The organism is Candidatus Goldiibacteriota bacterium HGW-Goldbacteria-1, assembly GCA_002839855.1.
Lineage (GTDB): Bacteria > Oederibacteriota > PGYV01 > PGYV01 > PGYV01 > PGYV01.
The window spans coordinates 203549-218017 of the sequence record PGYV01000004.1 but is presented as its reverse complement, the minus strand read 5'-3'; the positions used below and the strand labels follow the sequence as shown (position 1 = coordinate 218017).

Sequence of the window (14469 nt, the reverse complement as noted above, 5' to 3'; positions counted from 1 at the left end):
GTGCATTTTTTTTAACAGAAATAGTTTTACTTTCAACTTTCAAGGTCTGGCACGGCTGATTTCTGGTGCGGGCTGAATCAATGGGGTGATAAAGTCTCTTCCGGAATTTATTATTATCTGATATATGAACAGGGGCAGAATTCAAAACTGCTGCGCAGAGGGAAAATATTTGTAAGGGGCAATTAGGTTTAATTATATATAATAGGAAGAGTGCTTAAATAATAAGCATTAATATGAAAAGGGGAAAAATACTTGGGTATTCGGGGTAAAGCGGTTAAAACAGGAAAAGCCGGCAAGAAAAAGTACCAGGCCAAAGCGCCTAAGGCCATGCGTTTTGGGGCAAAAGAATTTAAACCTTACGATAAAACATCCATACGCTGGCTGGGGCTTGCCGGTTTTCATATTAACTGCCATGGCACAAACATTATGCTGGACCCTGTCCTGCAGGGTTTTGATATGCCGCTGCTTATTGATATGCCGGTAAAGGCAAGACAAGTCCCGCGCCTTGATGCGGTTTTAATAACGCACAGTGATAACGACCATTACAGCGCTGCCACATGCGCCGCGCTGAAGGGCGTAACAAAAAAGTTTCATTCAACAATATATGGTGCTTCACTTATGAAAAAAGAAGAGCTGCCTTCTGTAGGGCATAAAATAGGCAATTCATTTATCGTGGGGCCGGTGAAAATAAAATTAACGCCGGTTGATCACGCGTGGCAGAACGAACAGCCGGGCAATACCCGCCGGTTTAAAGACAGCGATGCGTGCGGATTTTTTATAGAGACACCTGACGGTACAATATGGGCGCCGGGGGATTCTCGCCTTTTAAAATCGCATCTGCATATGCCTGTGCCCGATGCAATCTTTTTTGATTTTTCGGATAACGAATGGCATTTTGGGATAAAAGGCGCGGTAAAGCTTGCAAACGCGTATCCGGATACGCACCTGTTACTATGCCACTGGGGGTCGGTGGACGCGCCGGACTTTACCCCCTTTAACGCAGACCCAAAGAAACTGCTTGGGCTTGTAACCAACCCGTCCCGCGTATATGTTCTTGCCCCGGGGCAGGAGTTCATTCTGAAAAGGATAAAAAGAAGAGGCGTCAAAGCCTGATTTGTAACATTGCTATTTGCAGTTGCAGGGAAGAAGATATCAGGCTGTAAATCAAACGTAGATGATATCCGAATTTTCTGAAATCAGACTTGTAATACATTATGTAATTATGTATACTTGGTTAAATAAAGTAAGACGGAGGATAAAAATGTATACAATAACGGCCACTGAAAAAGGGCAGATTGTAATACCCGCGGAAATACGCAAAAAGATGAAGATTAAAAAGGGTACAAAAATACACGTGGATTTACAGGGCGGTACTATTACACTAAGGCCGGAGACTCCTGAATATGTTGATTCTCTTATCGGTATATTTTCCGGCGGGGAAAGCCTGACTAAGATACTGCTTGAAGAACGTGCCGCAGAGTATGGCAAAATGGAAAGAAAGGCAAAAAAATGGAAAAAGTAATTATTGATACGTATGCAATGACATCGCTTATGTTTGGCGAGCCAAACAGCGCTAAGATTGCAGCATATATAAAAGAATGGCAGGCAAAGAAGACAAAGTTAATAATGAGTTCTGTTAATTTTGGGGAGTTATATTACATAATATTAAGGCAAAAAGGCATTGAAGCTGCAGAAGCGCTGCGTGGCATTATGGCTTCCACTTCGATTGAAATAGAGGTTATAGATATTGATACTGCAATAGCCGCAGCCGGAATAAAAGCGCATAAAAAAATGTCATATGCGGATTGTTTCGCGGCGGCGCTGGCTAAGATACACAAAGCTCCGGTTTTGACAGGGGATAAGGAATTTAAGGAAGTGGAAGGGGAGATAAAGGTTATCTGGGTGTAAAGTTCCGTTAAAATCCTGCAATTCAATTGTAACCCCAATGCCGTTTTTTATATTCCAAATTCCGTTTGTCAGGCGTATAATAATTTTAATTTGTTGAATAGCAATATGGGATTTTATCAGTATTCGGGAGGCGGTATGGAAAATCAGAATGAAATAAAAAGCAGGATGCCGGGAAGCGTGATAACGGTACTTATAAGCGCCGGGATTTTTGTGCTTGCTTTGTTTGGGTCTGCGGTTTTAAACGGAAAACCAACATCAAACATAGGCCAGCTGATTATATGGGCTTTGCTTCTGTTCTTTTTTGCCAAAGGCGGCAGAATAAGCAGGATAATTCTTATAATTTATCTGGTGATGTCGGTGATTGGAGTATTGGCTGCGGTAATTGTACCTGCGATGACAAACAAAGAATTTAATGCGGTTATTTTCCTGTTTTTGCTTGCGCTTCTCGCGCCGTTAATCATAGCGCTTACCGCCATATTAAAAAAATCAGCCGCACAATATGCCGGGTTTTACTGCCCTTCGTGCGGCTCCGGAAAAGTGAAATCTGCAAATTTCACTTATACTAAGATGGTTTGTAAAGACTGCGGGGAACAGTGGATGTAGGGGTTTGATGTTTTGTTGTAGTGAAAATTAACCGGAGGGAAAATGAGAAGGATATTAATTTTAGCTGCTTATATTATTATCAGCACATCCGTATTTGCGGATTCGTATTATGACGGCGGGGCGGCGCGTATTTCGGCGCTGGGGGATCAAAGCACGGCCATACCGGGCCAGAGCAGGTTGAATGACAGCTATTTCGCAGGATATGTGTCATCGTTGCTTAACAGGCCTATGCAGAATATTATTGCTGTTGATTTTGGATGGGAAACGCATCTTAGATACAAAAAGGAAATGTCTGCAAATACTTTAATATATACAGGGGACATTGGAATAGTGTATTGGTTTGATAAAGATACGGTTGTTTCGGTTAAACCATACGCGGGGTTTCCATATAGGGAGAAACATTTAGGCGGGGCTGTTGAAATTGCCCGAAGAATAATCGGAAGGCTGTCAGCGGGTTTCAGCGGGTCTTATTATTTCGTCGATGATACGCAAATACATCAAAATGTCGGCAAATCTTTTTATCATGCTTCTCTGTCTTTGCTGCCGGAGGACAAAACTGACTGGCTGTTTTCTTTGGCTGTTGGAAATAAAACTGCGGTTTCATACTCGTATAATAATGATGTACTTAGTACGCAAACTATAAATGATGAAACATTAAGGTTAAGTGCTGCGGTATCGAAAACAGCCCCCGAAGACATAGAGTTTTTGTTTAATATAGGGGTGGGGTTAGGATATGCGGAATATAGAGAAAATTGGTTTGATGGAACATACGAAAAAATCATCTTTGATGACACGCTATTATTTGATGTTAAGGCGGTTTTGAAAAAGAGCCTTGATATTTTTAATGTTGGAATAGACGGCAGGTATTTTATGCGTTCAGATGAAAATGGCGGTAAAAACACCAGATACAGCATTTCGGCAGGATCGTCTGCCAAAGCGCCGGGTAATATCTTAATACCTGTTGAGTTTAATTATGAAAATATAAATTACAATAATCTGTATGATAATCAGGGATATGATCGGCAAATGGATTATTATAAAGGAAAGCTGGGGGTTGAATGGGGCGTGACAGAAAAACTTACCCTTAGAACCGGTGCCGGGTATTCTATTTATTCAGAAGAATATTCGGATGTAGATGATGTGTTGATTCCTTATGTAAGAGAGGGTAAGTCTTATATGGGGATGTTAAATATAAATTTTGGTGTTGGATATAAGCTGGACCACGGTGATATCAACATTGCCGTAAAACATATTTCTTACCAGGACTTACCTGAACAGGAAACGGGATACTTGAAAGATTTCGAAGTTATACAGGTTGTGGTTGACAGTAAGTGGTATTTTTGATGGTTTAAATTTGAATAAGCAATTGTCGAGGATATTAGGTGGTTATGGTACTGGTTATTGATATTTTACGCCGTAAAGCGGCGCCGGGAGCGTAGATGAATTTTAACTTGGGATTAAAAAGTAGTTACAAGTCATTAATTAGCCGGAGTTTTAACAAAAGACAAAAATCCGGAAGGGTTTTGGTTGTTCTGTTGTGTGCAGTATCTATTTTTATGTGTTCCTGTGCAACCACTCCGGGATTGCAGGACAAACAGGATGAATTTGAAAAGAAAAATAACACAATTAAATATTCAGCTGACAGGCAGCTTGACAGGTTAAAAGTTAAGGGGATTGGACTTGCGGGAGGGCTGGCGGCAGGGCTTATTGCAGTGCCTGTTTTTAAGAATTCAGATGCCGGTATCGCATGCGCTGCTGCAGGGCTTTTGCTGCCGTCGGTTTTGTATTATGACGAGAAAAAAGATTCTGATGCGTACGGCCTTACAGCTAAGATTTTTACAGTAGCCGGTGCAGCTGCCGGCCTTACATGGGGAATTTGGATATGTGTTAATAATTCGAAATACGCATATGGCGAAATGGCTTTGATAGTGCCGATAATTGATGTGTTTGCGGTATGTCTTGGATTATTTGGAGGCGGATTAGCAGGCTGGGAAACAGGAACAATAGTCGGTGAAGCTGTTGATCCCATTGCCGCGATATTTGAACAGAAGGATGCTGGAAAGCAGTAAAACAGGTATTGAAAGAAGGAAAACGGTGCCGGACCTTGAAAGTAGAAAGTAAGGGTACTTACGCAATACAGGTGATAGAAGAAACATCAGTTTTTACGAAGATAAGAATTAATTAAAGGTAAGATAAAGGGTTAAGGTTTTTTATGGAAATGGTTTTACTTTCTACTTTCAAGGTCTGGCACGGCTGATTTCTTTAAAAAACAGTAGTTTTACTTTCTATTTTCAAAGTTGGGCACTGATTATTTTATTAATAACAGTTAAATATTAATATTTTTGAAATGGTATCTAAAATCAGGGAGGCAGTTTCTTTGAGTATTTTGAAGAAAAGGGACTTATTTTGTTTAACTATTTTGTTTATTTTTTTTAGCATTTCAGTTTATGGAGCACCTGCTCCGTCGTGTACTATAACACCTACTCCGGGTGGATATTTAAGTTTGCTTAGTTTTCCGGTTGTAAATGGAGTGGTTTATAGTGTAACTGCTACAGCGGACAGCGTGTATATAGGCGGTAATTTCGGAATAATTGGACCAAGAACAGGAAATGGTTCGCCTGTAAATAGTGTGACGGGTCAAATAATATCCGGGTTTCCTGAAGTATCAGGAACTGTTATTAATACCGCTATTTCAGACGGCTCTGGCGGATGGTATGTTGCGGGAGATTTTGATTATGTCGCAGGTATAAGCAGGCAAAGTATTGCACACATTTATTCGAACGGAGCGCTTGATCCTGATTTTTCGCCAACTGCTTTCGGGGTGTTTAAGAAACTTTTATTGTATGGTGGCAGTCTTTATGTGGCAGGAAATTTTATGAATATAAATTCAAGTGGAAGATCATCTATTGCAAAACTTAATCCGGTAACAGGTGCTGTTGATATGACGTTTAACGTAACTGACAATTTTGGCGGGTTTGCTGTAAATACAATGTATCCGGATGGCTCAAATCTGGTGCTTGGAGGTTCTCATTTTAGTAATGGTGTAATAGAATATGGATCGGTAATAAAAGTTAATGCGTTAACAGGAGCGAGAATACCTGCTTTTAACCCGGTTATCGCTGGTACGGTGCTTGATATTGATGGTGACGGGACTAATTATTATATTGCAGGAGGGTCGTTTCAGGTGAATGAACCTTCGCAGATAAGAAGAGGAATTGCTAAAATAAATGCCTCGACGGGGATTTTGGATACTTCTTTTATTACGGACGTTAATAGTGCGAGTTTATATGATGATGCTGTCTATGATGTGTGCGTTGATGCTGCTTCTGTTTATATAGCCGGACGTTTTGCTTCTGTGAATGCCACAACGGCAAAATTTATAGTTAAATTAGATCAGATAAACGGCGCGCTTGATACATCTTTTTCAGCTGGTCCGGATAATTCAGTTTTTGTTATAACGCCGTCGGGTTCTGATTTATATATAGGGGGAGCATTTGTAAGCGTAAGCAATACTGCGCGCCTGGCTTGTGCGAAAATTAGTAAAACAACGGGTATTCCGGATAATTCCTTTATGCCTAATGCTAGCCATCAAGTTATCACAATTGCAAATGATGGGGCTAATATTTTTCTTGGAGGTTATTTTTCCAGTATTGGTGCGATACAAAGAAGGGCTTTAGCAAAAATAGATATATCTACAGGGCTTGTAGATGCCTCATTTGACGCAAAAATGGGAAGTAGTGTAAATGTTATATGTCTTGCAGATAATTACATTTATGTAGGCGGTGCATTTTATTCTGCGGGAGGTTATGGAAGAAGAATGGTGGCGAAACTTGATGCTGCTACAGGCAATGGCGATGCGTCCTTTTTTCCGGGAATTATAGAAGGGGTCAGCAGTAATGAAGTGTATGGATTGGCTTTTGATGGTACTAATTTATATATGGGTGGAGATATGACCAGCATAGGGGGGATAACCAGAAGTTATCTTGCAAAAGTTGATGGCATCACAGGTGCAGTTGATCCTGTATTTAATCAGGGAGCGTCTGGTTCTGTTAGGAATGTTTTTATTATTGGCAACGACATTTACTATGGGGACATAAACACGAGTAGAATAAGAAAGGCCAGTATGATCACAGGTGCTATAGATACATCCTATAATCCGAATGTTTCGGGAGATACAATAGCGTTTGATGGGTCTAATATTTATTCGTCGGGATCAAGTAAATTACGAAAATATGACTGGATTACAGGTATCTTTGACCCGAATTTCCCGGTTTTAAATAGTTCTGAGGATGTTGAACTGGATACAAGCGCCGGCTGGCTGTATTACTGCGGTTCTTTTAATAATGATAACGGAGACGGATTATACTTTATATCAAGGGCTGATATATATAATAATTATATTGACCATTCTTTTGTACCGCCTGTTGATGGTTGGTGCAGAGGAATAGCAATTTCACAGGACAGAAAAAAACTATTTACCGGCGGAAATTTCAGGCGTTCTACATATCATAATGCCTGGGGATTTGCGGCTTTTTGTGTTGAGAATGGACCGACTCAAACCGTGACTCCAATATGCTCGCCGACACGTACAGGAACTTGTACGGCAACTATCACGCCCACCAGAACAACAACAGGGACAAGGACGCCAACTTCAACAGACACGCCTGTTCTTTCTCCGACGCCCACATTTACAATTACAGAAACTTTCTCTGCAACAGAAACACATACATCTTCACCTACAACAACAATCACGCCGACTTTTTCTATTACAGAGACTATTACAGTGACTAAAACGGCTACTGTATCGCAGACGCCAAGTTCTACAAGTACCATAACACAAACACCTACGGTTACACCGGAGATAAGCCTATACTCTGAAAATGAGATGATGGTTTATCCTAATCCGTTTAATGAACGGATGCAGGTTTTTTTAAGAAATGATTCAGGAGCGGACAGCGTGGAAATAAAAATCTATACAGTGAGTTTAAGACTTGTTTGCGGTGAAGAATTTGATGCTATTCCTGAAATGAAGTACAGTATCAAAACGGAAAATTTAGCAAACGGCACTTATATAGTATGTGCTATTCTTTTTAAAGATAAAGAAGTAATTTATAGAAAAGTTTTACCGGCTATAAAAATTAGAAGATAGGAAAATAATCTGCGGAGTCTGAAGCTTGTTTCAAAGGGTAAGAAATTAGTGCCCACCTTGAAAGTAGAAAGTATTTTTTGATTGCAGCAGAAGAAGGAAAATGGTGCCGGGCCTTGAAAGTAGAAAGTAAGGGTACTTACGCAATACAGGTGATAGAAGAAATATCAGTTTTTATAAGATAAAGGGTTCAGGTTTTTAATGAGAATGGGTTTACTTTCTACTTTCAAGGTCTGGTATGGCTGATTGGTTACCAAATAACGGGAATAGGGGAAAATGTTAAAAAAAATTGTTGTCATTGTTTTGTTGCTGAATTTTACGGCTGTTTTGTCCTTTGCTGCTGCGCCATGTTTTATAACCAAATGGGACGGGTCTTTGGGCGGCGGGGTTTTTAACGGGCCTTATGGGATTGCCGTGGATAATTCGGGCAATGTTTACGTTGCTGACCAGGGCAATGACCAGATAAAGAGATATGGGACTTCGGGGAATTATATATCAGGGTGGGGCGGGTTAAATACCCCTTTTGGAGTGGCTTGTGATACTCTTGGGTTTGTTTATGTGGTTGATTCTGATAATGACCGGGTTAAGAAATTTAGCGCTGCAGGCACATATATATCTGATGTCGGCTCCGGATCCGGCGCCGGGAACGGGCAATTTCACGCGCCGACAAGCATTGCACTTGATTCTTTGGGTAATATTTATGTTGTAGAACTGGGTAATTCCAGGGTCCAGAAATTTGACTCATCCGGAAATTATATCCTGCAATGGGGCAGCAATGGAACCGGAGACGGGCAGTTTTTGAACCCTTATGGAATAGCCTGTGATTCAACAGGCAATGTCTATGTGGCGGACGCGGCAAACCAAAGGGTGCAGAAGTTTGATTCATCAGGCAATTATATACTGCAGTGGGGAGGGTTTTCAAATCCCTTTGGAGTAGCTGTTGACAGCGCCGGACTTGTATATGTAGCTGACGCCGGAAACCGCAATGTTCAGGTTTTTGATCAGGCAGGAATTTATCAGTATGATTGGGGCACTATGGGTATTGGCGATGGGCAGTTTCTTTTTCCTGTAGCTATTGCCTTTGATAATGCCGGAAATATATATGTTACTGATTCTTCATTAAGTGCAAACAGGGTGCAAAAGTTCGGTGTATGCACCACACATACAAATACCCCCACTTGCACACAGACAAATACTGTTACGCAGACACAAACCGAAGTATTCACACAGACGGTCACGGAAACAGATACTCCTACCCTGACGGTAACAGCTTCTAATACCGCAACCATGTGGCATACGCAGACTGTCACGCAGACAGCTTTTTTCTCGGAAACATGCACGACGACAAATACAATTACACCGCAGTTGACACATACAACCACGCCAATTCTCGCGACCACGACTGCGACCACGACTGCGACTGTGACTGTGACTGCGACTGTGACACCAACAAATGCCATAGAGGCCGCGGAACTTACGATTGAAAAATCCGTTACCGGAGACCAGCCTGAAACAGGCGCTAATGTGACTTTTTCCATAAACGTAAGTAATACTACTTTGCAAAGCGTCACAAATCTTATAGTTTGGGATACTCTGCCTTCACAGCTGGACTATAACGGATATGCGGCCGCGATTGCGCCGCAGGTTACAGGCAATTATGTGGTTTTTACAATTCCTGTTCTTAACCCCGGGCAAATAGCGCGGGTAGAAATAATGGCCACAGTGCGTACTTTTATAAGCGGATACCCCATACAGAATACCGCCTGGTGCGATTACAATGACGCTTTCTATACCGCGCCTTCAAAACATCCGGCTATAAGTTCAAACAGTGTCTTTTATCCGGTTGACGAGCCCTGCGTATATCCGAATCCGTTTAATCCTGATACGGCTATTGACAACGCTCTTAAAATACGCAACATGGTGCCGGGCTCGCGCCTGAACATATATACGCTCTCGGCCGAACTTGTGTATGCCGTGGATGCTGTTACTACGTTTGTAAACTGGAACGCAAAGAACAGATATGGAAACAGGGTATCGCCTGGTATATACTACTATGTCATACAAACGCCGGACAAACATATATATAAGGGAAAGTTATTTATAGTTCACTAGTGGAAAATCAGTACCGGGTTTTTACTTGTGACTGGTTTTGTCGTATGCATATCAACTATTACAGGAGGATACATGGACAGCGGTACAATGCAAAGGATACTTCTTTATCAGAAAAATGAAATCACGGAAAGCATAGTTTACGGGCTTATGGCAGGCAGGGCGAAAGGAAAGAACAGGGAAGTCTTAACGAAGATATCCAAAGATGAAATGACGCATTATAATTACTTTAAAAAAATAACCGGGACAGATACAAAGCCTGACAGGCTAAGGATATTCATATACACTGTTACCGCCGCGCTGTTTGGCATGACTTTTTCCGTGAAAATGATGGAGAACGGCGAAGTGAAAGCAGAGCATAATTATGAAAACGCCGAAGACAGCCTTCCCGGAATAAGAAAAATAATAAATGATGAAGTAAAGCATGAAGAAGCCCTGGTAAAGCAGCTGGAGGAAGACGCTGTGGAGCACATGGGGTCAATGATACTGGCTGTAAATAATTCCATACAGGAGATCACGGGCATAGTGGTGGGGCTAACTTTTGCCCTGGCAAATTCAATTATGGTGGGTAAAACCGCACTTGTAAGCGGAGTGGCAGCCACTTTGGCCATGGCAGCTTCCGAATACCTCTCGCAAAAAACAGATATAGGCGATAAAAAAGCGCTAAAGGCCGCGATATATGCCGGCACAGTTTATATTTTTGTAACAGCCGCGATTGTAACGCCGTTCTTTCTGGTTGCTAATCATCTGGCCGCGCTTTCTTACTCGCTCTGCGCGGTTGCGGTGATACTGACAGCATTTACTTTTTATATGTCCGTGGTTAAAAACACAGACTATAAAAAGGCATTTTTGGAAGTTTCCGGGATAACGGCGGTGGTAATAGGCATGTCACTGGCAGTCGGAATGCTTATCAAACATATTTTTGGGAATTAAATAAAGGAAAAAACAGGTACCGGATCCTGAAAGTAGAAGGTAATGGCACTTACGCAAAACAGGTGATAGAGGGAACATCAGTTTTTATAAGGTAAAGGGTTCGGGTTTTTTATGAAAATGGTTTTACTTTCTACTTTCAAGGTCAGGCACGGCTGATTTTATGAAGTTGAAGCTCTCGAGAATTGAGACTTTTCTATTTTTCGACGCAGTCTTAATAAAACTGCGACTTTTAGATATATCAAATCGAATCAGTTCTTCGCAGGAAACTCCAAAAAGATAAACCCTTCTAAAGATAGTAATCCCCCTGTTTTAACCATTTGCAAAAAATCGCCTATCTGCTATAATCAATGAAAATACAGCCAATAATGCGGTTATGGAGGTATGTGTGAAAGGGATAATACTGGCCGGGGGGCTTGGAACACGGCTTCACCCGCTTACAAGAATTACCAATAAACATTTATTGCCGGTTTATGATAAACCGATGATTTATTACCCTATTCAGATGCTTGTAAACGCCGGGATAGAGGATATCATGGTGGTGACAGGCGGAAGCAATTCCGGGGATTTTTTACGGCTTTTGGGCAACGGAAAAGAGTTTGGGTTAAAGCGCCTTCATTACGGTTATCAGGACGGCGAAGGCGGTATTGCCGACGCTTTACGGACTGCGCAGGAATTTGTGGGCAACGATAAAATGGTGGTTGTGCTTGGGGATAATATAATAGAAAAGAACATTAAAAAAGCCGCCGCGGATTTTAAGAAACAGAAAAAGGGCGCGAAGATAATCCTTAAAGAAGTTGATAACCCCAAAGAATACGGCGTGGCCGAAGTGGTTAACGGTAAAGTTAAAAGAATCATAGAAAAGCCAAAAGACCCTGTTTCTAACCTTGCCGTAATCGGCATATATTTTTACCCCCCGGAAGTCTTTAATATAATAGGAAAGTTAAAACCCAGCAAAAGGGGCGAACTTGAAATAACTGACGTTAACAACGCCTACATAAACAGAAAGATGATGACCCATGACGTGCTTGACGGATGGTGGATGGACAGCGGTGAATCTAAAGACGCCCTTTTGGAAGCCAACATACTTGTAAAAAAGAGCGGCGCGAATAAAATATAAAGTTACGCGGAGGATAAAATGATAGACGGAGTGAAGATAAAACAGCTTAAAGTAATGTGTGATGAACGCGGGCGCCTTGCCGAAATGATGCGTCATGACGATGAAATGTTTATTAAATTCGGGCAGGTATATATGACCACCGTAATGCCGGGCGTTACCAAAGCGTGGCATTATCATAAAAAACAGTTTGACAGTTTTGTATGCGTGCGCGGCATGATAAAGCTTGTGCTTTATGATTCACGCGAAGGTTCAAAGACAAAGGGCGAAATAAATGAATTTTTCATAGGCGAACACAATATGCAGATGGTGCAGATTCCAAATAATGTTTATCACGGTTTTAAGGGCGCCTCTGAATATGAAGCAATTATAATCAACACCCCCACGGAAACGTACAACCCCAAAGAGCCGGATGAATTCAGGCTGCCCGCGCACGGAAGCGAAATACCGTACGACTGGAGCAGGAAGGACAGATAAGGCGGCAGCTCGGCGGCTAGGCAGCTAGGCAGCTAGGTTTAGATCTGGTAGGCGCACCTTTTAAGGTGCGGCAGTTGATTTGAAACAACGCGCCCTGAAGGGCGCGGCTACCAGGGCGAAAAGCAAAGAGATAAGGCGAGATAGGTGATAGGAGAAAGGTGACAGAACAGTACATAGAACGAGAAAGGTGATAGGAGAAAGGTGACAGAACGGGACAAATGCTAATAAGGAGAATGGGCAACTTGAAAATACTTATCACAGGCGGAGCGGGATTTATTGGCAGTTGTTTTACACGGCTTATGCTTAAGAAATATCCAAAATACAAAATCATAGTCTTTGATGCTTTGACTTACGCTTCAAATCCTGACACTATAACTGAATTCAAAAAATACTCAAACTTCTCATTTATCAAAGGCGATATCCGTGATGTTAGTGCTGTTGATAAAGCTGTTGCGGGTATGGATGCTGTAGTTCATTTCGCCGCGGAATCACACGTGGACCGGTCTATCCTTGATCCGGGTGTATTTATAGACACAAACGTGCGCGGGACAATGAACATGCTTGAAGCCGCAAAAAATCATAACGTTAAAAGGTTTGTTCATATCTCCACCGATGAAGTTTACGGCAGCGTGAAAAAGGGCAAATCTGTTGAAACAGATATGCTTGAACCCACAAGCCCTTACGCCGCGTCCAAAACCGCTTCTGACCTTATAGCGCTTGCTTATTTTAAAACATTCGGCCTGCCGGTTATTGTCACAAGAAGTTCCAATAACTTTGGACCTTTTCAGCATCCGGAAAAATTTATCCCTCTTTTTATCACCAACGCAATTGAGGGGAAAGAGCTTCCGCTTTACGGCGACGGCAAACAGGTGCGCAACTGGATATATGTTGAAGACAACTGCGCCGCCCTTGAAATTGTTTTAAGAAAAGGAAAACCGGGCGAGGTTTATAACGTGGGCGGAAATGTGGAAGAGCCAAACATACTTGTGGCAAAGACCATAATCAAACAGCTTAAAAAGCCCGTGTCCATTATGAGGTTTGTAAAAGACAGGCTTGCGCATGACAGGCGTTACGCGCTTTCATCAGCCAAAATTAAAAAACTTGGCTGGAAGCCCAAACACACATTCACCGAAGCCCTGAAACTTACAATCAACTGGTACGTAATAAACAATAACTGGTGGTCGGCGTTAAAAGGCAGGGCGTTTAAAGATTATTTTAAGAAAGCATATAAGTAAAACGGAGGAAAGATGAAAGTAGCTATTTTTGGCGGTACAGGACTTTTAGGTTCGGATGTTAAAAAAGTATGCGATGAAACATACGCGGTAAGCGCGCTTTCAAGCAAGGATGTGGATATAACAGACCTTGACGCAGTCCTTGAATATATGGCAAATAAACAGCCGTCTGTGGTTGTAAACTGCGCGGCCATTACCGATGTTGACGCGTGCGAAAAAGATAATGACCGCGCGATGAAAGTAAACGCAATCGGCCCCAAGAATATCGCCATTGCCTGCAGGGAATACTGCGCCCGCATGATACACATAAGTACTGATTATGTTTTTGACGGCAAAAAAAACGAGCCCTATATTGAATTTGATGCTGAAAATCCCTGCAATTTTTATGGCAAATCCAAACTGGCAGGCGAAAGGTTTGTAAGGGAGATACTGGGCAACGGCGTAATTTTAAGGACGGCGTGGGTGTTTGGCGAAAGGCGCAACCATTTTGTGGATTACGTTGTAAACGGCGTAAATAAAGGCGATGAAATTATAGCGGTAAAAGATATGGTAAGTTCCCCCACGTATTCATTAGATCTGGCGGAACTGATAAAGCAGTTTATACTGTCAAAAGAGTGCGGCGTGTTTCACGCTTCCAATAAAGGATATTGTTCGCGCGTGGAAATGGTGGAAGAGATAATAAAAATAATGCACAAGCCGGGCAAGGTAAAAGTGGTAAACCAGAGCCAGTGGAAAAGGGACGCCAAAAGGCCGGCTTTTTCCGCTTTAAGAAATTATCACCTGGGCTTGATTGACAAGGACATAATGCCGGGATGGCGCGACGCGCTTAAAAGGTATATAAGGGCGAAGTTTGGGGAATGATTTTAACCCATAAACTTTTATCCCATAACCCATAGATAATAAATTAAGAAAGAAGATCAGCGGGACGCGCAGGAGCACGTCCCCTA

The 14469-nt window shown here is 42.0% G+C and carries 13 protein-coding genes; all 13 read left to right on the top strand.

From position 1 onward, the window contains the following. The first annotated feature begins 327 nt into the window (after positions 1-327). The 13 genes from CVV21_04780 to rfbD all read left to right on the top strand — a co-directional run bounded on the left by CVV21_04780 (position 328) and on the right by rfbD (position 14383). Positions 328-1113, top strand: coding sequence for an MBL fold metallo-hydrolase (locus CVV21_04780; protein PKL92287.1), 786 nt, complete (start codon positions 328-330; stop codon positions 1111-1113). A 61-nt stretch (positions 1114-1174) separates the two neighbouring features. After that, positions 1175-1522, top strand: coding sequence for a hypothetical protein (locus CVV21_04775; GenBank protein ID PKL92066.1), 348 nt, complete (start codon positions 1175-1177; stop codon positions 1520-1522). Then, a complete protein-coding gene (locus CVV21_04770; protein PKL92065.1) occupies positions 1510-1908 on the top strand; it encodes a VapC toxin family PIN domain ribonuclease in 399 nt (132 codons plus the stop codon). Before CVV21_04775 ends, CVV21_04770 begins: the two co-directional genes overlap by 13 nt. Before the next feature lie 135 nt (positions 1909-2043). Next, positions 2044-2511: a hypothetical protein gene (locus CVV21_04765; GenBank protein ID PKL92064.1), complete on the top strand. Its 468-nt coding sequence runs from the start codon at positions 2044-2046 to the stop codon at positions 2509-2511. Between the two features lie 42 nt (positions 2512-2553). Further along, entirely contained in the window at positions 2554-3855 is a 1302-nt protein-coding gene (locus tag CVV21_04760) for a hypothetical protein (GenBank protein ID PKL92063.1), read from the top strand. Positions 3856-4067: 212 nt separating this feature from the next. Beyond that, on the top strand, positions 4068-4580 hold the full coding sequence (locus CVV21_04755) for a hypothetical protein (protein ID PKL92062.1): 513 nt from the start codon (positions 4068-4070) through the stop codon (positions 4578-4580). A gap of 278 nt (positions 4581-4858) precedes the next feature. Beyond that, a complete protein-coding gene (locus CVV21_04750) occupies positions 4859-7660 on the top strand; it encodes a hypothetical protein (protein PKL92061.1) in 2802 nt (933 codons plus the stop codon). 273 nt (positions 7661-7933) lie between these two features. Further along, on the top strand, positions 7934-9769 hold the full coding sequence (locus tag CVV21_04745) for a hypothetical protein (protein PKL92060.1): 1836 nt from the start codon (positions 7934-7936) through the stop codon (positions 9767-9769). 72 nt (positions 9770-9841) lie between these two features. Then, the gene (locus tag CVV21_04740; GenBank protein PKL92059.1) at positions 9842-10699 is read left to right on the top strand and encodes a rubrerythrin family protein; all 858 of its coding nucleotides are present in this window, start codon (positions 9842-9844) and stop codon (positions 10697-10699) included. Between the two features lie 385 nt (positions 10700-11084). Then, positions 11085-11816 (top strand): spore coat protein, encoded by a 732-nt coding sequence (locus CVV21_04735; GenBank protein PKL92058.1) that lies wholly within the window; start codon positions 11085-11087, stop codon positions 11814-11816. 18 nt (positions 11817-11834) lie between these two features. After that, positions 11835-12290 carry a dTDP-4-dehydrorhamnose 3,5-epimerase gene (locus tag CVV21_04730; GenBank protein ID PKL92057.1) on the top strand — a complete coding sequence of 152 codons (456 nt, stop codon included), beginning with the start codon at positions 11835-11837 and terminating at the stop codon, positions 12288-12290. A 242-nt stretch (positions 12291-12532) separates the two neighbouring features. Further along, positions 12533-13525, top strand: coding sequence for a dTDP-glucose 4,6-dehydratase (gene rfbB / locus CVV21_04725; protein PKL92056.1), 993 nt, complete (start codon positions 12533-12535; stop codon positions 13523-13525). A 12-nt stretch (positions 13526-13537) separates the two neighbouring features. Beyond that, positions 13538-14383, top strand: coding sequence for a dTDP-4-dehydrorhamnose reductase (gene rfbD, locus CVV21_04720; GenBank protein ID PKL92055.1), 846 nt, complete (start codon positions 13538-13540; stop codon positions 14381-14383). Positions 14384-14469: the final 86 nt, after the last annotated feature.